The organism is Actinacidiphila bryophytorum (assembly GCF_016916835.1).
GTDB lineage: Bacteria > Actinomycetota > Actinomycetes > Streptomycetales > Streptomycetaceae > Actinacidiphila > Actinacidiphila bryophytorum.
Map to the genome: position 1 here is coordinate 138,609 of NZ_JAFFIX010000011.1, position 20,567 is coordinate 159,175.

Here is a 20,567-nt window from a genome sequence, read left to right on the forward strand (position 1 = left end):
GGGTGCTGCGGGGTCGTGCTGCGGTGGTGCGGGCCGGTCAGGTGGCGGGACGCAGGCGCAGGCCCTGCATTCCGCCGTCCACGGCGAGCGCGGTGCCGGTGACGCTCGCCGCGGCCGGGCTCGCCAGGTAGGCGATGGCCGCCGCGACCTCGTCGGCCGAGACCAGCCGGCCCAGCGGCTGCCGGGCGTCGAGTGCCGCGCGCTCGGCGGCCGGGTCCTCGGCCTGGTCGAGCAGCCGGCCGATCCACGGGGTGTCGGCGGTCCCGGGGTTGACGCAGTTGACCCGTACGCCCTCGCGTACGTGGTCGGCGGCCATCGCCAGGGTCAGCGAGAGGACCGCGCCCTTGCTCGCGCTGTACAGGGCACGCTGTGGCAGCCCCGCGGTCGCGGCGATGGAGCAGGTGTGGGTGATCGAGGCGCAGCCGGGCCGTTCCAGGGCGGCCGCGCGCAGGTGGGGCAGCGCGGCGCGGGCGGCGCGGACCATGCCGAGGACGTTGACGTCCAGCACCCGCGCCCACTCCTGGTCGGGGTTGTCCTCGACGGTGCCGATGGAGCCGATGCCGGCGTTGCTCACCAGGATGTGCAGGCCGCCGAGTTCGCGTACGGCGGCCTCGACCGCGTCGCGCACCTGGCTGTCGGAGGTGACGTCGGCGGCGACCGGGACGGTGCCCTCGGGGGCGCCGGCGGTGTCGCGGTCCAGGACGGCGACGCGGGCGCCGCGGGCGGTGAGCAGGGCCGCGGTGGCCGCGCCGATGCCGGAGGCGCCGCCGGTGACCAGGGCGGTCAGCCCGGCGAAGTCCTGTGCGGGGGTGGTGGTGCCGGTCATCGGATCCTCTCCTGTCGCTCCTGCCACACCGGGCCTTCGGGGAACCGGTAGTCGGCGAGTGTTTCCGGCACCATACGGGCGGAGAATCCGGGTGCGGAGGGGGCCTGGTAACGCCCGTTCTCCATGACGACCGGGTCGGTGAAGTGCTCGTGGAGGTGCGGGACGTACTCGATCACCCGGTCGTCGAGGCTGCCGGAGACCGCGACGTAGTCGAACATCGCCAGGTGCTGGACCATCTCGCACAGGCCGACGCCGCCGGCGTGCGGGCAGACCGGGACGCCGAACTTGGCGGCCAGCAGCAGGATGGCGATGTTCTCGTTGACCCCGCCGACCCGGGCGGCGTCGATCTGGACGAAGTCCACCGCGCCGGCCTGCAGCATCTGCTTGAAGACCACCCGGTTGGCGACGTGCTCGCCGGTGGCGACCCTGGTGGGCTGCCCCTTGCGGACCGCGGCGTGCGCGAGCACGTCGTCGGGGCTGGTGGGCTCCTCGATCCAGTAGGGGTCGTACGGCGCCAGCGCGTGCATCCACTCCACGGCGTCGGCCACGTCCCAGCGCTGGTTGGCGTCCACCGCGATGCGGATGTCGGGGCCGACCGCCTCGCGGGCCAGCCGCATCCTGCGCAGGTCGTCCTGCAGGTCCGCGCCGACCTTGAGCTTGATCTGCGCGAAGCCGGCGGCGACCGCCTCCTTGGCCAGCCGGGTCAGCTTCTCGTCGGAGTAGCCGAGCCAGCCGGGTTCCGTGGTGTAGGCGGGGTAGCCCTCCCGGCGCAGCGCCTCGGCGCGGGCGGCCCTGCCGGGCTCGGCCCTGCGCAGGATGTCGAGGGCCTCGTCGCGGGTCAGCGCGTCGCTGAGGTAGCGGAAGTCGACGAGGTCGACGAGCTGGTCCGGGCTCATGGACGCCAGCAGGTCCCAGACCGGCCGGCCCGCCTCCCGTGCGGCCAGGTCCCACGCGGCGTTGACCACCGCGCCGGCCGCCATGTGCATCACGCCCTTCTCCGGGCCGAGCCAGCGGAGTTGGGAGTCATGGGTGAGCAGCCGGTAGAAGGCGCCGAGGTCGCCGGTGACACTGTCCACCGAGCGGCCGACGACGTAGGGTCGCAGGGTGCTGATCGCCGCGGCGACGACGTCGTTGCCGCGGCCGATCGTGAAGCACAGACCGTACCCCGCCAGTCCGCCGGGGGAATCCGTACGGAGCACGACGTAGGCGGCGGAGTAGTCGGGGTCGGGGTTCATGGCGTCCGAGCCGTCGAGCTGCTCCGAGGTCGGAAAGCGGATGTCGTACACGTCGACCTCGGTAATGGTCGGACTCATGCACACTCCCGTCGCGAGACATCGGATCTTTTCTTGATGATCCGATGTATAGCGGCGGGCGGGGGTGCTCGTCCAGGGGGAGACCGGAAGTTGTTGATAACAGATCGGATGTCTCGACGTCTCGCTTCGGTGTCGGGGCTGACATGGCTGACCTGGGTGCGACGTGCGGCGATGGCCGCGGCGGTGGTCTCGGTGCTCGCCGTCCTGGCCGCCGCGACCGCGCTGCGGCTCGAATACCGCGGCGATCCCGCCGCCGCAGGGCACAGCCGCGGGCATGACGCGGTGTGGCTCGGCCACGCCTGGGTGGACGGCCGCCGCACCCCGGCCGACCTGGAGCGGCTGCGGGCGCACCTGGCCGGCACCGGGGTGCACGACCTGTATGTGCACACAGGACCCCTGGAGCACGACGGCAGCCTCGACCCGGCCCTCTACCCGGGAGCCGCACGGATGATCGCCGCCATGCACCGGGTCCTCCCCGGGGTGCGGGTGCAGGCCTGGCTCGGCGACACCGTCGCGCACGGCGGCACGGCGGGGCTGCACCTGTCGGACCCGGCGGTACGCGACCGCATCCGCGCCTCGGCCGACGCGGCACTCGGCGCCGGCTTCCAGGGCGTGCACCTGGACCTGGAGCCGGTCGCGGACGGCGACGCGGGCTACCTGGAGACACTGGACTCGGTGCACACCCTCACCGCGGTCCGCGGTGTGCCGCTGTCGGTCGCCGTCCCGCAGATCGACCCCCTGCCGCACCTGCACGCGGTGTCCTACCTGCCCTTCAGCCACCCCAAGTGGTGGTCGCAGGGCTACTTCGCACAGGTCGCCAAGCGCTGCGACCAGATCGCGGTGATGGCCTACGACACCTCGATGCCGACCTCGTCGCTCTTCGGCGGCTACGTCGCCCAGCAGACCGCTCTGGCGCTGGAGGCGACGCCGCAGGGCACCCAGCTGCTGATCGGGCTGCCCGGCTACCACACGGAGAACATGGGCCACCACGGCTACGCAGAGACGGTGGCCGCCGCCATCCGCGGCGCCCGGGTCTCGCTGGCCCGGCACGACCGCGACCGGGAGAGCTTCGGCATGGCGCTCTATGTGGACTTCCACGCCACCGAGAGCGACTGGACCGCCTTCCGTGCGGGTTGGGGCACGTAGGCTGGTGGCGCACGCAGACACGCAGCACAGCAGCAGCCGGTCAGGGGACGGCCCGCCCGCCCCCGCCGGCCGGAAGGAGGCGCCGGGTGATCGAGCTTGAGGGGGTTCCCGAGCTGATCGATCCGGTCATGGTCGCCGCGTTCGAGGGCTGGAACGACGCCGGGGACGCAGCCTCCACCGCCGTCGGCCACATGGACCGGGAGTTCAAGGGCGAGGTCTTCGCCGCGCTGGACGCGGAGGACTACTACGACTTCCAGGTCAACCGGCCCACGGTGTGGATGGAGGACGGCGTCCGCAAGATCACCTGGCCCACCACCCGGCTCTCCGTGGTCAGGATCCAGGCGCCCAAGCCCCGCGACCTGGTGCTGGTCCGCGGTATCGAACCCAGCATGCGCTGGCGGTCGTTCTGCAACGAGATCCTGGGCTTCGCACACGAGCTGGGCGTGGAGATGGTGGTGGTGCTCGGCGCACTGCTCGGCGACACCCCGCACACCCGCCCGGTCCCGGTCACCGGGGTCACCTCCGACCCCGACCTGGCGACCGCGCTGAATCTGGAGGAGTCCCGCTACGAGGGGCCGACCGGCATCGTCGGCATCCTCCAGGAGGCGTGCACCCACGCCGGCATCCCGGCGGTCAGTCTGTGGGCCGCGGTGCCGCACTACGTGTCCCAGCCGCCCAACCCCAAGGCCACCCTGGCGCTGCTCAACCGGCTCGAGGACCTGCTCGACCTGCGCATCCCGCAGGGCGAGCTGCCCGAGGACGCGCGGGCCTGGCAGGTCGGCGTGGACCAGCTGGCCGCCGAGGACAGCGAGGTCGCCGAGTACGTCCAGACCCTTGAGGAAGCCCGCGACACCGCGGAGCTGCCCGAGGCGTCGGGCGAAGCCATCGCCAAGGAGTTCGAGCGCTACCTGCGGCGCCGCGACCCGCAGGCCGGCGGCTCGGGCAGCACCCCTGGCGGCTATGCGAGCGGCGGGGGCGACGGCGTACCGCAGTTCCGGGACCTCGGCCGGCAGCCGCGCCCCGGCGAGAAGGACTCAGCCGAGGACACGGAGGGCGGCGCCGACGGCGAGGACGGCGGGGAGCAGGGCGAGGACGGCACCTCCTGAGGCTCCCTCCCCGGCTCCCTGGACTCCCCCGGGACCCGTGCGCCAGGCCGTGTTTTGGAAGTAGGGCCGTCCGCCCACAGGGCGGGCCGCGCGGCGTCTGGTGCGTGCGATCGCAAGGCGGAGGGTCGTCCTCGTAGTGGGCCTACTCGGACGACTCCGACAACGCAGCGAGCGTGCGTGCCAGGCGTCGCGGGGCAGGCGGGACTTCCAAAACACGGCCTAGTGGCGCGGCCCCAGGGCGTGGTGCCGGTAGTCCTTGGGCGGGATGTCGTAGGCGGCGCGGAAGGCGCGCGTGAAGGTGGCGTGGTCGTTGAAGCCCCAGCGCGTCGCGATCCGGTGGACGGGGACCGCCCGCAGCGCGGGCTGGCCCAGTTCGCGGCGGGCGCTTTCCAGCCGCTCGCGGCGGATCCAGGCCGAGACGGTGGTCTCCTGCGCCTGGAAGATCCGGTGCAGGTAGCTGACCGAGATGTGGTGGGCCGCGGCGATGACGCCGGGCGTCAGCTGCGGGTCGTGCAGGTGCTCCCGGATGAAGGCCAGCACCCGCAGGTGCAGCAGCTCGCCCTGCGACTCGGGGGCCGGCTCGCGCACCGCGTCGATGTGGTGGGCCAGCGTCGAGGTGAGCAGCTCGACGGCCACATTGCCCAGCCGCGGGATGTCGGCAGGCCCGTAGGGCGAGGTGTCGGCGGTCAGCGTGGTGAAGAACTGGGTGAGCAGCGCCCCGAGTCCCTGCCGGGTCGGCAGCGGCACCGCGAGGATCTGGTCGACCTTGTTCTGCGGCAGCACCAGCAGGCTGCGCGGCACATGGATACGGGTGAGCGTCGTGGTGGCGCCCTCGGCCGCCGTGATGCGCAGGTCGAAGGGCTGGGAGCTGTCGTAGACGGCGAAGTCGTCGGCGCCGAGCACCGCTTCGCGGCCCCGCTGCGACAGCGCGATGCCGCCGCTGCGGGAGAAGACCACGGAGAACAGCCCCGGGTCGCCGGCCCGGACCAGCTTCGCGGTGCGCCACACCTCCGCCGAGGAGCTGGTCAGCTCGACCACGTTGACCGACCTCAGCTCCAACTCCCGTGCCGTGGCGCGGAAGTCGTTCGGCTCGTCGCTGCGCACCCGCATCGGGTGGACGCTGGTGGCCTGCAGTTCGTCGAAGCGCGGCAGCCGCTCCTCGGGTGGGAGGTCGTCGCTGCGGAACACCGTCCTGATCATGCTGCGCCCTCCGGTCGTCCCCCGCACTCGCCCCCCGGCGCGGGCACCCCGCCCGGCCGTCGCCGCCGGCACCCGGCCACGGATCGTCAAAGTCCTGTGCACTCGGTGCCAACGCCACTGTACAAAGGCCTGCCACTCTCAAGGGGTCGGGCGGCGGCGGGCATTCCGCTCGACAGACCGGGCAGCTGGGAGCAGACGTGACGAAAACACACCACCGCGGACCGCCGTGTCCCCGGCGTCACACCGGCTGCTCTTTTACGCTGTCGCCCGGCTGCCGCCGCGAGTTACCATAAGACGGTTCATTCCTTGGAACGTTTTCCCCGGGGGGGGATTATGGCAATCGACGAACGCATGGACGACGTGGATTTCCGAATTCTTGCTCTCATGCGCGACGGACTTTCCGACGCGACGATTGGAAGAAGGCTCTCGCGCGGACATCGCACGATCCAGCGGCGTATCTGTCACATGATGGACAGCCTCGGCGTTTCCGGGCGATTCGCGCTGGGGCTCAAGGTGGCGGAACTCAATTTACTGGCCGGCCAGGACGGTGCGGTCACCGCACACGCCAGGGAGCTGACCGGCTTGCAGAGGTGAGCCGGCAGCAGGCCTGAGGATTCCTCGGGAGCGGGGGAATTCCGGATGCCGGGGGGGAATCCGGGCTTCCGGAATCGACCCGGGGAGGGGGGACGGAAAGGCGGTCACCGCGTGTGCGCGGCGACCGCCTTTCCGATGTGCGGGGCAGCCTCAGAGGGCCACGCCGAGCAGGGCGTCCACGGCCCGCGAGACCAGCCCGGGCGCGCCGGTGTCGGTGCCGCCGTCCGCCTCCTGCGCCGCCGCCCAGCGGTCCACCGCGGCGAGGGCGCGCGGGGCGTCCAGATCGTCGGCGAGAGCCGTGCGGATCTCCTCGACCAGCGCGTCGGCGGGCGGGCCGTCGGGGCGGGAGACCGCGGCCTGCCAGCGGCCCAGCCGGGCCAGTGCCTCGTCCAGTACGGCGTCGGTCCACTCCCAGTCCGACCGGTAGTGGTGGGCGAGCAGCGCCAGCCGGATGGCGGCGGGCGCGACGCCCTCGCGGCGCAGCGTGGAGACGAAGACCAGGTTGCCCTTGGACTTCGACATCTTCTCGCCGTGCAGCGCCACCATCCCGGCGTGCACGTACGCCTTGGCGTAGGGGAACTCGCCGGTGAGCGCCTGGGCGTGCGAGGCGCCCATCTCGTGGTGCGGGAAGACCAGGTCGGAGCCGCCGCCCTGGACGTCGAAGCCCATGCCGAGGTGGTCGAGCGCGATGGCGACGCACTCGATGTGCCAGCCGGGCCGCCCCGCGCCCAGCGAGGCGCCGTCCCAGCTCGGCTCGCCCGGGCGGGCGGCCATCCACAGCATCGGGTCGAGCGGGTTCTTCTTGCCCGGGCGGTCCGGGTCGCCGCCACGCTCGGCGGACAGCAGCCGCATCGCGGCGGCGTCGTAGCGCGAGACGCCGCCGAAGTGCGGGTCGGACTCGACGGCGAAGTAGGTGTCGCCGTCCAGCTCGTAGGCCGCGCCCGACTGCCTGAGCCGTTCGATGAGCGGCACGATGCCGGGGATGGCCTCGACGGCGCCGATGTAGTGGGCGGGCGGCAGCATCCGCAGGGCGGTCATGTCCTCGCGGAAGAGCGCGGTCTCGCGCTCGGCGAGCGCGGTCCAGTCCTCGCCGGTGGCGGCGGCGCGCTCCAGCAGCGGATCGTCGACGTCGGTGACGTTCTGCACGTAGTGGACCTGGTGCTTCGTGTCGAGCCACACGCGCTGGACGAGGTCGAACGCGTTGTAGGTGGCCGCGTGCCCCAGATGGGTGGCGTCGTAGGGAGTGATCCCGCAGACGTAGAGGCGGGCGACCGGTCCGGGCTCGACGGCCACCAGGCCGTCGGTCGCGGAGTCGTGGAGACGGAGTGCGCGTCCAGTGCCGGGAAGGGCAGGGACGTCGGAAGCTGGCCAGGCATGCATGTCATGAGATTAACCGGGTGGCTCCGGGTCAAACGACCGGGAGCAGCGCGTTCGCCCCGGCAGGCGCCGGGCGGGCCGCCGCGGCCGGCCGCCGGGTGCTCAGACCGGGGGCCATGGTATGGAGGGCCAGTTCCCGCTCGGCAGCGGGTGCACACCGGTCTCCAGCAGCCGGCCGACCCTGGCCCTGACCGCGTCGGTCTCCGCGGCCGTGATCAGCGCCCCCAGCTGCTCGCCCAGCTCCCCTTCCAGCGCCGTACCGAGCCCCTTGAGCACCGCGAGGGCCTCGGCGGGCAGCGGCTCGCCCGCCCAGCCCCACAGCAGGGTGCGCAGCTTGTCCTCGGTGTGGAAGGTCACGCCGTGGTCGATGCCGTAGAGCCGCCCGCCGGGGGCCGGCAGCAGGTGGCCGCCCTTGCGGTCGGCGTTGTTGACGACCGCGTCGAACACCGCGAGGCGGCGCAGCCGGTCGTCGTCGGCGTGCACCAGCAGGGCGGTGCGCCCCTCGGCGACCTCGGCCTCGACGACGGCCTTCCAGCCCGGCCCCGGCTCGTCCTCCTCGATCAGGGCGAGCAGCGCGGTCTCCTCGTCCTGCACGGCCTCGATCCACAGCTGGACCATGCCCTCGCCGTACGGGCCGTCCCGCAGCACGGTGGGCGGCACCAGGCCCCATCCGGTGGCCTCGGAGACCAGGTAGGCGGCGACCTCGCGCTGGGCGAGGGTGCCGTCGGGGAAGTCCCACAGCGGGCGCTCCCCCGCGACGGGCTTGTACACGCAGGCCAGGGTGCCGCCGTCGTGCTCGGTCTCGCAGTACAGCACGGCGTTGGACGCGCCCTGGACCCGGCCGCGTACGGTCAGCTCGCCTTCGGTCAGCGCCGCGGCGGCGGCGCTCAGGCCGACCTCCGGTACCCGTTCTGACGCGGGCATACGTGTCCTTCCGGATCCAGGGGGAGGCTGCACAGCGGGCAGGGCGGGCGGCCGGCCGAGACCACGTCCAGCGCGCGCTTGGCGAAGGAGCGGGCCTGGGCGCCGGTGAGCAGCACCCGCAGCAGCGGCGGCCCGTTCTCGTCGTCCTGGAGCATCTCCTCCTCGGCCGCCTCCAGGTCGTCCTCGTCCTCGCCGGACAGCTCGACCAGCGCCTGCGCCTCGATGACCATGCGGTCGTGTGCGCCGTCCCAGGCCAGGGCCATGGTGCCGACGCGGAACTCCTCCTCGACCGGTACGTCGAGGGGCGCGGTGTCGTGCAGCTCGGTGGGGGCGACGGCGGGCACCGGGGCATTGCCGCCGCTGCGCCGCACCACCTCGTCCAGCAGCTCGTCGATCCGCTCGGCCAGCGCGGCCACCTGGGTCTTCTCCAGCGCCACACTGGTGGTCCTGCCGGACGCTGTGGCCTGCAGGAAGAACGTACGCTGGCCCGGCTGGCCGACCGTCCCGGCCACGAAACGGTCCGGGTGCTCGTAGAAGAAGACCTGGCGGGGCACGTCCTGCTCCGTTTGCTCGGCTGTGGTGTCTGTGGTGCGCGTGTCCGTGCTGTGCGGTGTCGCCGTCACCGTCGAAGCGGTGTGGCCACCACCCTACTGCGGAAGCTGATCACGGGGCGCCGGTGGAGCCGCCCACCACCGCGTCGTCGGTGGCGCCCTCGGGCGGTGCGGGCGGCGGGGCGAGCGCCGACAGGTCGCCGGTGTCGCCGAGCCGCAGCAGGAACGGGCGGTGCGGGGTGTAGCGGATGACGGTGACCGAGCACGGGTCGGTGCTGATCCGCTGGAAGAGGTCCAGGTGCATGCCCAGCGCGTCGGCGGCCAGCGACTTGATGATGTCGCCGTGCGAGCACAGCACGTACAGCGCGTCGGGGCCGTGCTCCGCCTCGATCCTGCTGTTCCAGTCGCGGACCGCGTCGACCGCGCGGGCCTGCATGGCGCGCAGCGACTCGCCGTTCTCGCCGGGGAAGACCGCGGCGGAGGGGTGCCGCTGCACGGTCGCCCACAGCGGCTCGTCGGCCAGCTCCGCGAGCTTGCGCCCGGTCCAGTCGCCGTAGTGGCACTCGCCGATCCGGTCGTCGGTGTGCAGCGGCAGCCCGGCGCGTGTGTCGAGCAGCGGGCGTACGGTCTCCTGGCAGCGCTGCAGCGGGCTGCTGACGACGGCGGCCAGCGGCAGGGCGGCCAGCCGGGCGGCGAGGGCTGCGGCCTGTGCGCGGCCGGCGTCGTCGAGCGCGACGCCGGGGCTCCAGCCGGCCAGCACTCCCTCGGCGTTGGCGGTGGACCGGCCGTGCCGGACAAGGATCGCGGTGGGCATGTCCGCCACCGTAACCCTTCCGCACCGGGTCCGTTGTGCTGGGTGACGGCCGTGGCGGGGATGATTCCCCCGAGCCCCCACCACGGCCGCTGAACTCCCGTGGCACGACTGCGATTTTCCTGCGATCCGCTCTCTCCGGCATAGGTCCCGCCGTACCGCCCCCTGGGTAAGGTGCAGCAGGGGTCGAGAGGGCCTCGGGAGTCGGTATCGCGAAGCGGGTGGAGATGTTCAGCAAGGCGACGAGGAGCCGCCCGGCTGCGAGCGGGGCGCGCCCCGCCGGAACCGACTGGTCCCCCTACGGTCGGCTGGAGGACGCCGCGCAGGTGTACTTCCTGCACGCGGACGTCGCGCTGGACGCCATCGAGGGAGTGCTGGGCCGGCGCCGGGTGCGCGGCTTCACCCTGGAGCGGGTGGTGGACCTGACCGAGGCGGGCGCCTCGGTGTGGCAGGAGGCCGCGGTGTGCGACGGCCGGCGGCTGATCCTGTGGCACAGCGAGGAGCTGGCCGACGCCAAGGCGCCGGGCGGCACGGTCCTGGACTCCTCGGTGCAGGTGCTGCCGCTGGACTCGATCGGACATGTGGGGATGCGGACCCTGGTCGGGCACGACGAGCTGGGGCGGCGCATCGACCGCGGGGTCTACCTGGTGCTGGCCACCGCGATGCCGCACGAGCTGAGCGCGGTGCAGGCCGACCCGGACTCGCCGCTGCCGGTGGCCTCGGCGAAGTTCCGGCCCGAGGCCTTCCGGTTCAGCAAGTCGCTGGACGACGGAGGTGCCGGGCAGATAGCCCGGCTGATCGACTTCGGGCGGCTGCTCGGCCGCCTCGTCCCCAGCTGACCCGCGCCCCCCGGGGGGGCCTCAGGCCAGTCCTGCCAGCTCCATCGCCTCGACGCCGGCCCGCAGGCCCGCCACCCGCTCCTCCAGCGTGAAGCCGGCCGGGGCGAGGGTGAGGGTGGTGACGCCGGCCGCCGCGTACTCGCGCATCCGGTCGGCGATCCTGGCGACCGAGCCCAGCAGGCAGGTGGAGTCGATGAGTTCCTGCGGCACGGCGGCCGCGGCGCCGTCCTTGTCGCCCGCCAGGTACTTGTCCTGGATCTCGGCGGCCTGCTTCTCGTACCCCATGCGCTGCGCGAGCTGGTTGTAGAAGTTCTGCTTGCGGCTGCCCATGCCGCCGACGTACAGCGCGGTGTAGGGGCGGAAGACGTCGGCGAGCGCGGAGACGTCGTCGCCGAGGGCGAGCGGCAGGGTCGGGCAGACGTCGAAGCCGTCCAGGGTCAGGCCGGCCTTCTCGCGGCCCGCCCGCAGGTGCCGCAGCGCGGTGTCCTCCAGGTGCGCGGCGGACGGGAAGATCAGCAGGGCGCCGTCGGCGATCTCGCCGGTCTGCTCCAGGTTCTTCGGACCGATGGCGGCGATGTAGAGCGGGATGTGCTCGCGCTGCGGGTGCACGGTCAGCTTGATCGGCTTGCCCGGGCCGCCGGGCAGCGGCAGCGTCCAGTGCTCGCCCTGGTAGCTCAGCCGCTCGCGGGACATGGCCTTGCGGACGATCTCGACGTACTCGCGGGTGCGGGACAGCGGCTTGTCGAACTTGACGCCGTACCAGCCCTCGGAGACCTGCGGCCCCGACACGCCGAGGCCGAGCCGGAAGCGGCCGCCCGACAGCGAGTCCAGGGTCGCGGCGGTCATCGCGGTCATCGCAGGGGTGCGGGCCGGGATCTGGAAGATGGCGGAGCCGACGTCGATCCGCTCGGTCTGGGCGGCCACCCAGGACAGCACGGTGGCGCCGTCGGAACCGTAGGCCTCGGCGGCCCAGCAGACGGAGTAGCCGAGCCGGTCCGCCTCCTGGGCGACGGCCAGGTTGTCCGAGTCCATGCCGGCACCCCAGTAGCCGAGGTTGATCCCGAGCTTCATCGCGCTCCCCTTGTACTGGTCGGTAACGTCGGTGTTCCCACGGACTGTAGCGTGCGGTGCCGCCACGGGGACCTGTCGGGTACGTCACTGCCGCCCATTCGGCCGGTGCGGGCAGTAATCTCAGCGCCCATGGAGCATAGGCACCTCGGCCGGACCGGGTTGCGCGTGTCCCGGCTCGGGCTCGGCACGCTCACCTGGGGGCGCAACACCGGCGAACGCGACGCCGCCGACCAGCTCAAGACCTTCTGGAACGCCGGGGGTTCGCTGGTCGACACCGCCGACGTCTACGCGGACGGCGGCGCCGAGTACCTGCTCGGGCGGCTCATCGAGGACCTGGTGCCGCGCTCCGACCTGGTCATCGCCACCAAGGCGGGCAGCGTGCCCGACCCCGACCGGCGGTTCGACACCTCCCGCGGGCACCTGCTGGCCGCGCTGGACGCGTCCCTGCAGCGGCTCGGCACGGACTACGTCGACCTGTGGCAGGTGCACGCATTCGACCCGGGCACACCGCTCGACGAGACGCTCCAGGCGCTCGACATCGCCGTCAGCTCCGGCCGTGCGCGCTACGTCGGAGTGTCCAACTTCTGCGGCTGGCAGCTCGCCAAGGCCGCGACCTGGCAGCTCGCGGCGCCCGGCCGCACCGCGCTGGCCAGCACGCAGATGGAGTACTCGCTGCTCCAGCGCGGGGTCGAACGGGAGGTGCTGCCCGCCGCGATCGACCTCGGGGTCGGGCTGCTGCCCTCGTCGCCGCTCGGCCGCGGCGTCCTGACCGGCAAATACCGCGGCGGCACACCGCAGGACTCGCGCGGCGGCTCCGAGGACATGGCGCCCTTCGTCGCGCCCTACCTCGACGACACCGCCGCCCTCATCGTGGACGCGCTGGCCATAGCGGCCGACGGACTCGCCGTGTCCCCGCTGCACGTGGCACTGGCCTGGGTACGCGACCGGCCCGGCGTGACCGCACCGCTGCTCGGTGCGCGCAACGCCCAGCAGCTCGCGGCGGCCCTGTCAGTGGAGGCCCTTACGCTTCCGGATGAGATCTGCCAGGCGCTCGACGACGTCTCCGCGCCGCTGCACCGCTACCCGGACCACGACTGGAGCACGCTCTGAACGCCAGCCCGCCTCCCGCGTCCGGCCGCCCCCCGGTGGACATCGCCGGCCTCGCGGCGGCCGTCCGCTCCATCGAACGCGGCGAGTCCCCGGCGGCCCCCGCCCCCCGCGGCGACGCGGCCGCGGCCCGCCGCAAGCGCCGCGAGGCGATGGCGGCAGAAGCCGCCGCCTTCCAGGCGGCCGAGGCCACCGAGGCCGCCCACCCTGGCGCCGCCCCGCCCCCGGTCTCTCCCAGCACCGACGCCGCCCCGGCCCCCGACGCCGGTCCGGGGGACGAGGCCGAGACCCCCACCGACGCCGCCCCGGCCCCGGACGACGATGAGCCCTCCCCTGGCCCTGACGCCGGGCCGGCCAACGGGGCCGAGGCCCCCGCCGACGGCGCCGACGCGCCCGCCCCCGACGCAGGCGACCGCGCCGCTGCCCCGGCCACCGAAGCCGCCGCCGAGCCCGGCGCGGGTTCGGCCGCAGACGGGGCGGACGCAGCCGCCCACCGCCCCGGAGGCGCCCGGGGCGAGCAGGCCCCGGTCCCGGCAGGCGGGGACGGCTCCAGCAACGCGGGCGACGGCGAGCAGGTCCGAGGCTCGGCGCACGAAGCCACGGCGCCCCCCGGCGAGACCGCCGCACCACCGCGCCCCGAGGGCGAGCAGGCCCCGGCCCGGGCAGGCGGAGCCGCCGGCACCCCGGGCGGGGACGGCGGCAACCGTCGGGCCGACCGAAAGACGCCGTACCCCGCAAGCGAAGCCGCCGGTGGTCCCGGCGGGACGGGCGACGGTGAGCAGGTCCTGGGCTCAGCGGACGAAGCCGCCGCAGGCGCCCACCTGCCCGGCGCCGCCCACGCCGGGCAGGTCCCAGGCCCGGCGGGCGGAGCCGCCGGGCAACCAGGCACGGGCGCGGACACCCCAGCCCCCCGGGCCGGTGCCACCGCCCAACCGCCCGGCACCGCAGGCACCCGCGCCGGGCAGGTCGCGGGCTCGGTGGGTGGGGCCGCCGGGGTTCCGGGGCGGGGGGCACTGGATGCGCGGGCCGTCGAGGCCGCGGCGGCCGTGTTGGTCGAGGGCGGGGCTCCGGCGGAGTTGGCCGGGGACGTGGTGCGGGTGCTCGGGGAGGGGGCCGGGGGGGAGTTGCGGGGGGATCCCTGGCTGGTGCTCGGGGTCGGCGGGGTGCGGGTGGAGCAGGGGGACGCGTTCGCGCGCGGGCTGCTCGGTGACGCGTGCGGGCCGGGGGACGAGCGGCGGGCGCGGGCGCTGGTCGCCCGGGTGCTGGAGGACGCCGCCCTGCGCGGCCACACCGCACTGGCGCCCGCCGACCTGTACACGGCCCTGCGCGGCTACGCGCTGCCCGACCCCGAGGCGGCGGTCGGCGCCGCCGTCGCCGACGGCCAGGTGCTGGTCTTCCGCGAAGGCGACGAGGAGGGCGAGGGCGAGGCCCCTGTGCTGCTCGGCCTCGACCGTTACGCCATGGCCGAGGAAAGCCTCGCGGAGGGCTTCTTCCGCCTGCTGCGGTCCCTTGAGGACACCGGCGAACCGGAGTGGGCGCAGGCCGCGGCCCCGTCCCCGTCGGCCGCCGAGCTGATCGGAGCCGCGGCGGGCAGCGGCCTGGTGGTGCACTCCGGCGGCGAGGCGGCCCGCGCAGAACCCGCCGCCCTGGTGGCCGCAGTGCGCGAGGCGGGTCTGCGCGGGTATGCGGCGGCGTACACCGAGAACGGCCGCCGCCGGCTCGCCGCCGTGCTGGGCGAGGACGCGGCCGTGACGGTGGACGGCCTGCTGTCGGGCGCCGAGGGTCCCGGGCGTGCCCCGGACGGCACGCTGGACCTCGACGTGCTCGCCGTGCTGGACGCACCGCAGCTGTCCGTCGAGGAGGCGACGACGCTGGTGGAGTCGGTGCCCGACGGCGCCCGGCTGGTGCTCAGCGGCGACCCGCACGCCCTGTGGTCGGCCGGGGCCGGCCGGGTCTTCGCCGACCTGCTCGCGGCCCGCGTGTGCCCGCGGGTGGTGTCGCGCACCCCGGACCCGGGTCCGATCGGCGAGCTGGTGTCCTGCGTCGGCGAGGGCGAGCTGACCCCCGTGGAGGCGCCGGACAAGGAGGTCGTGGTGGTCCCGGTGCGCGACCCGCGGGAGGCCGTGCACCGCACCGTGCAGCTGGTCGCCGACTCCGTGCCGCGGGCTTTCGGCGTCGAGGGCGCGCAGGTCCAGGTCGTCACGACAGGGCACGGCGGCCCGGTCGGCACCCGGGCGCTCAACGCGGCCCTGAAAGAGCGCCTGAACCCCGGCCCCGGCCGTTTCGGCGGCTTCGACCCCGGCGACCGCGTCGTGTACGTACCGCTGCCCGGCCGTACGCTGCCCGGCACGGTGGCCGGCGCCGAGCCGGAAGGGCTGCGGCTGGACTGCGAGCGGGGACCGGTCCTGGTCCCCCGCGAGGACGTCGCGGCGACCGTACGGCACGGGTGGGCGGTGACCGGCCATCAGGCGGCCGGCATGCGCTGGCCCGCCGCGGTGGTGGTCGTCCCCGGCGACGCGGGGCCGCTGCTGACCCGCTCCTGGGTCTACACCGCCTTCGGCCGCGGCGAGCGCCACCTGTCGGTCGTCCAGGGCGCGGAACAGCGCCTGGCGCAGGCCGTGGCGGGACCGCCCGCGGCGGAGCGCACGACCCGGCTGGTCTCCGCGCTGCGCGAGCTGACCGCCGAGTAGGGCGTCCGGCCCCGGGGCGGGAACCCCGGGGCCGGACGGCGGTCATTCGGGGTCGAGCGCGCTCAACTCGTCGTCGAAGACGGCGCTGACGTCGAAACGGCACACCACCAGGTGCGGGTCGGCCTGGTCGAAGGGCGCTTCGAGCCACTCCCCTGGTTCGGCCGGTTCCACCGCCGAGACCCACACCGTGGAGTCGCCCTCCTCGAAGCCGAAGTCCTTGTGCCGCTGGGCGATCTCGTCGGGTTCGTACTCCCCGAAGATCACCCCCAGCGCCGCGTTGACGGTCGCGGTCGCCGACCCGTCGGTGTCCTCGCTGGCGTGCCTGGCCTGCGAGTAGAGCCGGTCGGGGGCCACGATCGTGTAGTCGCGGCGGATCAGCACGCTGATCGCCTCCGGCTCCTCGGGCCCCTCGTACTCCGGCATGGCACCGCCGGTGGGCACTTCGAGCGGGGTCACCTCGTCGTAGGCCTCGTACAGCAACTCGTCATACGACTCGGCGGCCTCGGCAAGCGCCTCGAACGCCTCGTGAACGGCGGGGTCGTCCTCGCCGCTGCGCTTCTCGATCGCGTCGAGATGCCGGTCGAGCGCGGCCTTGACCGCCTCGACTGCGGCACGGACCTCGGCCGCCGTGGGCTGCACGTCATCAGACATGAGGCAGACGCTATCCGCACCGGGGCGTTGCTTGCACAATAGATGCGATGCCGGAATACGAATTCAGAGAGATGTACGTGCCGCGTGGGGTCTCCCGCAAGGACGCGGCACGGTTGCTGACCGACGAGGCGGAGTACGGGCACTGGGAGGTCGACCGGCTCCGCCTCTATCCCGACGGGAGCAGACGCGTGCGCCTGCGGCGCCGGATCATCCGTCAGGTGCGGGCCACCTGGTGAGGTGACCCGCTCCGGTTCAGCCCTGTTCGCCGCGCCCGCGGCGGTAGAGCAGGGCGCCGCCGAGCAGCAGCGCTCCGGCGGCGAAGGCGCTGAGGGCCATGCCGTCGGCGCCGGTGTGCGCCAGGGTCCCGGTGCCGGGCACCGCCGGGGTGCGGTCGGACACGGGGGTGTCCGGGGTGCCGGGATTTCCGGGGGTCCCGGGAGTGCCCGGGTTTCCGGGCGTACCTGGGTTGCCGGTGGTACCGGGGTTGCCGGGGGTGCCCGGGTTTCCGGGCGTACCGGGTGTACCGGGGTTGCCGGGGGTGCCCGGGTTTCCGGGCGTACCGGGTGTACCGGGGTTGCCGGGGGTGCCCGGGTTCCCAGGCGTACCCGGGTTGCCGGGGGTGCCGGGTGTACCGGGGGTGCCCGGGTTGCCGGGCGTACCCGGGTTGCCCGGGTTGCCGGGCGGGGTGTCGGTGTTCGCGCAGTCGTTGCCGAAGACCGCGTTGAGCGCGCCCACGACCGAGGCGCTGTTGCCGCACACGTTGACCGGCACGTCCACCGGTGCCTGCACGGTGTTGCCCGAGCCGACGCCCGGTGAGCCGTGGGTGCCGCCGTGGGCGGTGGAGCCGCCGCCGCCCGGGTGGGCGGAGACGTTGGCGCAGTGGTTGCCGAACACCGGGTTCAGCAGGCCCACCACGTCGACGGTGTTGCCGCACGCGTTGACCGGCACGTGCACCGGGACCTGGACCGCGTTGCCGGCCAGCACGCCCGGCGAGCCGGCGGCCGCGCCGTACGCGCCCGCGTCGGCGTGCGCGAGACCGCCGGTCGCGGCGATCACCCCGCCGGTGGCGACCACGGTGAGCAGGCCCTTGGTTGCGACCTGTCGCATTGCTTCCCCTAACCTTCCGCAGCTTCCAGGGACTTCCCCTGGAATGGCGAGCGGCCCCGGAAGCGCAGCGGACTGCGTTTCCGGGGCCGATCCGGCACGGCCGCGCCCGGTGGCGCGGCCGGCCGGGATCAGTTGTTGGCGCAGGCGTTGCCGAAGGCAGGGTTGAGCAGCCCGATCACGGAGACCGTGTTTCCGCAGACGTTCACCGGGATGTGCACGGGGATCTGGATCAGGTTGCCAGACAGCACACCGGGGGACTGCACCGCGGCGCCCTGGGCACCGGAGTCGGCGGCAGCCATGCCCGCACCTGCGAGCACGAGACCGCCGGTGGCGACCGCAGCGGCGACGACCTTCTTGATCATTCTCTTTCCTCCTCATGGACAAGTGCGGCCCCAGCCTGCGGACCACACCGTCGTAACGACCTCCCGGGGAATAGAGCTACGAAAGCATCGGGGCATTCACTCGTACCGGCGAAGCAGACCACCGGTACGGGTACACACGGGCGACCGGTCAGCTGTGTTCGATGAAGCGGTCCAGCACCCGGACGCCGAAGCGCAGGCCGTCGACCGGCACCCGCTCGTCCACGCCGTGGAACATCCCGGCGAAGTCCAGCTCGGGCGGCAGCCGCAGCGGGGCGAAGCCGAAGCAGCGGATGCCGAGGTCGTCGAAGGACTTGGCGTCGGTGCCGCCGGAGAGCATGTACGGCACCGCCCGCGCGCCCGGGTCCTCGGCGACCAGGGCGCGCTGCATCGCGTCGACGAGGGCGCCGTCGAAGTCGGTCTCGACCGCCTTGTCGGTGTGCAGGGACTCGCGCTTGACGCGCGGCCCGAGGATGCGGTCGAGGTCGGCCAGGAACTCGTCCTCGTAGCCGGGCAGGAAGCGGCCGTCGACATGGGCGGTGGCCTGGCCGGGGATGACGTTGACCTTGTAGCCGGCGCCGAGCATCGTGGGCGCGGCCGAGTTGCGCAGCGTGGTGCCGATCATCTTGGCGATGCCGCCGAGCTTGGCCAGCGTCGACTCCATGTCCTCCGGGTCGAGTTCGGTGCCCAGGGCGTCGGACAGCTCGTCGAGGAAGCCGCGCACGGACTTGGTGACCCGGACCGGGAACTCGTGCCTGCCGAGCCGGCCGACGGCCTCGCACAGCTCGGTGATGGCGTTGTCCTTGTTGGTCATCGACCCGTGGCCGGCGGTGCCGTCCACGGTGAGCCGCATCCAGTGCATGCCCTTCTCCGCGGTCTCGATCAGGTACAGCCGCAGGTCGTCGTTGACGGTGAAGGAGAAGCCGCCGACCTCGCCGATCCCCTCGGTCACGCCCTCGAAGAGGTCGGGGTGCTCGGCGACCAGGTGCTTGGCGCCGAAGGTGCCGCCGGCCTCCTCGTCGGCGAGGAAGGCGAGCACGATGTCGCGCGGCGGCTTGCGGCCGCTGCGCAGCCGGTCGCGGATCACCGCCAGCGTCATCGCGTCCATGTCCTTCATGTCGACCGCGCCCCGGCCCCACACGCACCCGTCGGCGACCTCGCCGGAGAAGGGGTGCACGGTCCAGTCGTCGGCGTTGGCCGGGACGACGTCGGTGTGCCCGTGGATGAGCAGCCCCGGCCGGGACCGGTCCACGCCCTCGACCCTGGCCACCACCGAGGCCCGGCCCGGGTGCGACTCGAAGATCTGCGGTTCGAGGCCCACCTCGGCGAGCTTCTCCGCCACGTACTCGGCCGCCGCCCGCTCCCCCGGACCCGAGTGGTCCCCGTAGTTGCTGCTGTCGATCCTGATCAGCTCGCTGCACAGGTCGACGACCTCGTCCTCGCCCCTGACACCCCCGCTGCCCGCTCCGCCGTCCGCACTGCCAGGCCTGGACTCGCTCACGCTGTCTCTCCTCCTCGTAGCCCACCCGCCCGCCGCACGCGCCGGATGCCTCCCCCATCCTGCCCCGCACCCCCCGCGACCCCCAAGGATCACCCGCCCCGCACCCCCGCAGCGCGGTGATCGGCACCTCCCGATCTTTGCTATGGTTTACCCCGTCGCCACGGCCGCGAGGCCGTGTCGTCACACCCGTCCGGGTGGCGGAATGGCAGACGCGCTAGCTTGAGGTGCTAGTGCCCTTTATCGGGCGTGGGGGTTCAAGTCCCCCCTCGGACACCAGCGGAAATCCCTGCTCAGGCAGGGATTTTTTGCGTTTCCCGCCGTCCCCGCGAGGGCACCTCAGGGCAGCAGTACCGCGGCGCCGTTGACCCGGTCGGCGGCGAGGTCGGCGAGGGCGCGGGGGGCCGCGTCGAGGGGGTAGGGGGTGACCGTCGCGCGCAGGGCGATGCGGGCGGCGGTGGACAGGAAGTCGGCGCCGTCCTGCCGGGTGTTGGACGTGACGCTGCGCAGGGTGCGCTCCTGGAAGAGGTGGCGCTGGTAGTTCAGCGGCGGGATGTCGGTGAGGTGGATACCGGCCACCGCGAGGGTGCCGCCGCGGTCCAGGGCGGCGAGGGCCACCGGGACCAGGTCGCCGACCGGGGCGAAGAGCACGGCGGCGTCGAGGGGCTCGGGCGGTGCGTCGTAGGCGTCGCCCGCCGAGGCGGCGCCCAGGGAGAGGGCCAGGTCGCGGGCGGCGGGCGAGCGGGTCAGTACGTGGACGGTGGCGCCCTCGGCCAGGGCGACCTGGGCGGCCAGGTGGGCGGACCCGCCGAAGCCGTAGAGGCCGAGCCGGCCGCCCGCGGGGAGGTCGCTGCGGCGCAGGGCGCGGTAGCCGATGATGCCCGCGCACAGCAGCGGTGCGAGCTGGGCCGGGTCGGCGTCGGGGGGCAGCGGGTAGACGTAGTCGGCGGGCAGCAGGGTGCGCTCGGCGAAGCCGCCGTCGGCGTCCCACCCGGTGTAGCGGGAGTACGGGCACAGGTTCTCCCGGCCGAACAGGCAGTACCGGCAGGTCCCGCAGGTGCCGCGCAGCCAGGCGCCGCCCACCCGGTCGCCTGGTGCGTGGCCCGTCACGCCCTGGCCCACGGCCAGCACCCGGCCGACGATCTCGTGCCCGGGGACGGTGGCCGGGCGGTGCGGGGTCAGGTCGCCCTCGGCCAGGTGCAGGTCGGTGCGGCAGACCCCGCACGCCTCGACCTCGACCAGCAGTTCGCCGGGGCCGGGGTCGCCGGCCTGCCGGTCGACCCGCACCAGGGGGCCGCCCTCGGCCGGCCCCGGTGTGCCGACCGCCCAGCCGCCTGCCTGCGAAGTACCGTCGATCGCCATACCTCCAGCATGGGACCGGGGCGCGGCCCCGGCAA

The 20,567-nt window shown here is 73.8% G+C and carries 20 protein-coding genes and 1 tRNA gene; 8 read left to right on the top strand and 13 right to left on the bottom strand.

Annotated elements, in window-relative coordinates:
• Positions 1-37: 37 nt before the first annotated feature.
• Together JT723_RS18310 and JT723_RS18315 are read right to left on the bottom strand one after the other, a co-directional pair.
• On the bottom strand, positions 38-826 hold the full coding sequence (locus JT723_RS18310) for an SDR family NAD(P)-dependent oxidoreductase (RefSeq protein WP_205045743.1): 789 nt from the start codon (positions 824-826) through the stop codon (positions 38-40).
• Entirely contained in the window at positions 823-2,139 is a 1,317-nt protein-coding gene (locus JT723_RS18315) for an L-fuconate dehydratase (protein ID WP_205045744.1), read from the bottom strand. The genes JT723_RS18310 and JT723_RS18315 overlap by 4 nt, the downstream gene beginning before the upstream one ends.
• 108 nt (positions 2,140-2,247) lie before the next feature.
• On the opposite strand from JT723_RS18315, the gene JT723_RS18320 reads away from it, so the two are divergent.
• Complete coding sequence (locus tag JT723_RS18320) at positions 2,248-3,285, top strand: glycoside hydrolase family 18 protein (RefSeq protein WP_205045745.1); 1,038 nt, start codon at positions 2,248-2,250, stop codon at positions 3,283-3,285.
• Between the two features lie 86 nt (positions 3,286-3,371).
• Positions 3,372-4,391, top strand: coding sequence for a PAC2 family protein (locus JT723_RS18325; protein ID WP_205045746.1), 1,020 nt, complete (start codon positions 3,372-3,374; stop codon positions 4,389-4,391).
• A 219-nt stretch (positions 4,392-4,610) separates the two neighbouring features.
• Here JT723_RS18325 and JT723_RS18330 read toward each other — a convergent pair whose 3' ends face one another.
• The gene (locus JT723_RS18330; protein ID WP_240165799.1) at positions 4,611-5,591 is read right to left on the bottom strand and encodes an AraC-like ligand-binding domain-containing protein; all 981 of its coding nucleotides are present in this window, start codon (positions 5,589-5,591) and stop codon (positions 4,611-4,613) included.
• Between the two features lie 333 nt (positions 5,592-5,924).
• On the opposite strand from JT723_RS18330, the gene JT723_RS18335 reads away from it, so the two are divergent.
• Positions 5,925-6,185 carry a helix-turn-helix domain-containing protein gene (locus tag JT723_RS18335; RefSeq protein ID WP_205045747.1) on the top strand — a complete coding sequence of 87 codons (261 nt, stop codon included), beginning with the start codon at positions 5,925-5,927 and terminating at the stop codon, positions 6,183-6,185.
• Between the two features lie 150 nt (positions 6,186-6,335).
• Here the strand turns inward: JT723_RS18335 and mshC are convergent, their stop codons facing one another.
• From mshC to JT723_RS18355, 4 genes are all read right to left on the bottom strand, one after another.
• A complete protein-coding gene (mshC, locus tag JT723_RS18340; protein WP_205045748.1) occupies positions 6,336-7,565 on the bottom strand; it encodes a cysteine--1-D-myo-inosityl 2-amino-2-deoxy-alpha-D-glucopyranoside ligase in 1,230 nt (409 codons plus the stop codon).
• Positions 7,566-7,664: 99 nt separating this feature from the next.
• On the bottom strand, positions 7,665-8,486 hold the full coding sequence (locus JT723_RS18345; protein ID WP_205045749.1) for an SCO1664 family protein: 822 nt from the start codon (positions 8,484-8,486) through the stop codon (positions 7,665-7,667).
• On the bottom strand, positions 8,450-9,040 hold the full coding sequence (locus JT723_RS18350; RefSeq protein ID WP_205045750.1) for a DUF3090 domain-containing protein: 591 nt from the start codon (positions 9,038-9,040) through the stop codon (positions 8,450-8,452). The genes JT723_RS18345 and JT723_RS18350 overlap by 37 nt, the downstream gene beginning before the upstream one ends.
• A 109-nt stretch (positions 9,041-9,149) precedes the next feature.
• Positions 9,150-9,851 carry a histidine phosphatase family protein gene (locus JT723_RS18355; protein ID WP_205045751.1) on the bottom strand — a complete coding sequence of 234 codons (702 nt, stop codon included), beginning with the start codon at positions 9,849-9,851 and terminating at the stop codon, positions 9,150-9,152.
• A 224-nt stretch (positions 9,852-10,075) separates the two neighbouring features.
• Here JT723_RS18355 and JT723_RS18360 point away from each other — a divergent pair, with 224 nt between their 5' ends.
• Positions 10,076-10,687, top strand: coding sequence for a hypothetical protein (locus JT723_RS18360; RefSeq protein ID WP_205045847.1), 612 nt, complete (start codon positions 10,076-10,078; stop codon positions 10,685-10,687).
• Positions 10,688-10,708: 21 nt separating this feature from the next.
• On the opposite strand, the gene JT723_RS18365 is transcribed toward JT723_RS18360, so the two are convergent.
• A complete protein-coding gene (locus tag JT723_RS18365; RefSeq protein WP_205045752.1) occupies positions 10,709-11,758 on the bottom strand; it encodes an LLM class F420-dependent oxidoreductase in 1,050 nt (349 codons plus the stop codon).
• Positions 11,759-11,887: 129 nt separating this feature from the next.
• Between JT723_RS18365 and JT723_RS18370 the strand changes: the two genes are divergently transcribed.
• Both JT723_RS18370 and JT723_RS18375 read left to right on the top strand, forming a co-directional pair.
• Entirely contained in the window at positions 11,888-12,868 is a 981-nt protein-coding gene (locus tag JT723_RS18370; protein WP_205045753.1) for an aldo/keto reductase, read from the top strand.
• Between the two features lie 35 nt (positions 12,869-12,903).
• Positions 12,904-15,555, top strand: coding sequence for an AAA family ATPase (locus tag JT723_RS18375; protein WP_205045754.1), 2,652 nt, complete (start codon positions 12,904-12,906; stop codon positions 15,553-15,555).
• A gap of 42 nt (positions 15,556-15,597) precedes the next feature.
• On the opposite strand, the gene JT723_RS18380 is transcribed toward JT723_RS18375, so the two are convergent.
• Positions 15,598-16,206 carry a hypothetical protein gene (locus JT723_RS18380; protein ID WP_205045755.1) on the bottom strand — a complete coding sequence of 203 codons (609 nt, stop codon included), beginning with the start codon at positions 16,204-16,206 and terminating at the stop codon, positions 15,598-15,600.
• Positions 16,207-16,253: 47 nt separating this feature from the next.
• On the opposite strand from JT723_RS18380, the gene JT723_RS18385 reads away from it, so the two are divergent.
• On the top strand, positions 16,254-16,442 hold the full coding sequence (locus JT723_RS18385) for a DUF5703 family protein (protein ID WP_205045756.1): 189 nt from the start codon (positions 16,254-16,256) through the stop codon (positions 16,440-16,442).
• A gap of 16 nt (positions 16,443-16,458) precedes the next feature.
• Here JT723_RS18385 and JT723_RS36155 read toward each other — a convergent pair whose 3' ends face one another.
• The 3 genes from JT723_RS36155 to JT723_RS18400 all read right to left on the bottom strand — a co-directional run bounded on the left by JT723_RS36155 (position 16,459) and on the right by JT723_RS18400 (position 19,173).
• Positions 16,459-17,313 (bottom strand): chaplin, encoded by an 855-nt coding sequence (locus tag JT723_RS36155; RefSeq protein ID WP_205045757.1) that lies wholly within the window; start codon positions 17,311-17,313, stop codon positions 16,459-16,461.
• A gap of 128 nt (positions 17,314-17,441) precedes the next feature.
• Entirely contained in the window at positions 17,442-17,675 is a 234-nt protein-coding gene (gene chpH / locus JT723_RS18395; RefSeq protein ID WP_205045758.1) for a chaplin ChpH, read from the bottom strand.
• A gap of 148 nt (positions 17,676-17,823) precedes the next feature.
• Positions 17,824-19,173, bottom strand: a complete 1,350-nt coding sequence (locus JT723_RS18400; RefSeq protein ID WP_205045759.1) for a M20/M25/M40 family metallo-hydrolase — start codon at positions 19,171-19,173, stop codon at positions 17,824-17,826.
• A 188-nt stretch (positions 19,174-19,361) separates the two neighbouring features.
• Here JT723_RS18400 and JT723_RS18405 point away from each other — a divergent pair.
• A tRNA-Leu gene (locus tag JT723_RS18405) sits at positions 19,362-19,449 on the top strand.
• A 60-nt stretch (positions 19,450-19,509) separates the two neighbouring features.
• Here the strand turns inward: JT723_RS18405 and JT723_RS18410 are convergent.
• Positions 19,510-20,532: a zinc-dependent alcohol dehydrogenase family protein gene (locus JT723_RS18410; RefSeq protein ID WP_205045760.1), complete on the bottom strand. Its 1,023-nt coding sequence runs from the start codon at positions 20,530-20,532 to the stop codon at positions 19,510-19,512.
• Positions 20,533-20,567: the final 35 nt, after the last annotated feature.

What these genes read in the sequence shown, in the direction of transcription:
- JT723_RS18310 (WP_205045743.1), bottom strand. Translation starts at nt 826, where the DNA reads ATGACCGGCACCACCACCCCCGCACAGGACTTCGCCGGGCTGACCGCC.
- JT723_RS18315 (WP_205045744.1), bottom strand. Translation starts at nt 2,139, where the DNA reads ATGAGTCCGACCATTACCGAGGTCGACGTGTACGACATCCGCTTTCCG.
- JT723_RS18320 (WP_205045745.1), top strand. Translation starts at nt 2,248, where the DNA reads ATGTCTCGACGTCTCGCTTCGGTGTCGGGGCTGACATGGCTGACCTGG.
- JT723_RS18330 (WP_240165799.1), bottom strand. Translation starts at nt 5,591, where the DNA reads ATGATCAGGACGGTGTTCCGCAGCGACGACCTCCCACCCGAGGAGCGG.
- JT723_RS18335 (WP_205045747.1), top strand. Translation starts at nt 5,925, where the DNA reads ATGGCAATCGACGAACGCATGGACGACGTGGATTTCCGAATTCTTGCT.
- mshC (WP_205045748.1), bottom strand. Translation starts at nt 7,565, where the DNA reads ATGCATGCCTGGCCAGCTTCCGACGTCCCTGCCCTTCCCGGCACTGGA.
- JT723_RS18345 (WP_205045749.1), bottom strand. Translation starts at nt 8,486, where the DNA reads ATGCCCGCGTCAGAACGGGTACCGGAGGTCGGCCTGAGCGCCGCCGCC.
- JT723_RS18355 (WP_205045751.1), bottom strand. Translation starts at nt 9,851, where the DNA reads ATGCCCACCGCGATCCTTGTCCGGCACGGCCGGTCCACCGCCAACGCC.
- JT723_RS18360 (WP_205045847.1), top strand. Translation starts at nt 10,076, where the DNA reads ATGTTCAGCAAGGCGACGAGGAGCCGCCCGGCTGCGAGCGGGGCGCGC.
- JT723_RS18365 (WP_205045752.1), bottom strand. Translation starts at nt 11,758, where the DNA reads ATGAAGCTCGGGATCAACCTCGGCTACTGGGGTGCCGGCATGGACTCG.
- JT723_RS18370 (WP_205045753.1), top strand. Translation starts at nt 11,888, where the DNA reads ATGGAGCATAGGCACCTCGGCCGGACCGGGTTGCGCGTGTCCCGGCTC.
- JT723_RS18380 (WP_205045755.1), bottom strand. Translation starts at nt 16,206, where the DNA reads ATGTCTGATGACGTGCAGCCCACGGCGGCCGAGGTCCGTGCCGCAGTC.
- JT723_RS18385 (WP_205045756.1), top strand. Translation starts at nt 16,254, where the DNA reads ATGCCGGAATACGAATTCAGAGAGATGTACGTGCCGCGTGGGGTCTCC.
- JT723_RS36155 (WP_205045757.1), bottom strand. Translation starts at nt 17,313, where the DNA reads ATGCGACAGGTCGCAACCAAGGGCCTGCTCACCGTGGTCGCCACCGGC.
- chpH (WP_205045758.1), bottom strand. Translation starts at nt 17,675, where the DNA reads ATGATCAAGAAGGTCGTCGCCGCTGCGGTCGCCACCGGCGGTCTCGTG.
- JT723_RS18410 (WP_205045760.1), bottom strand. Translation starts at nt 20,532, where the DNA reads ATGGCGATCGACGGTACTTCGCAGGCAGGCGGCTGGGCGGTCGGCACA.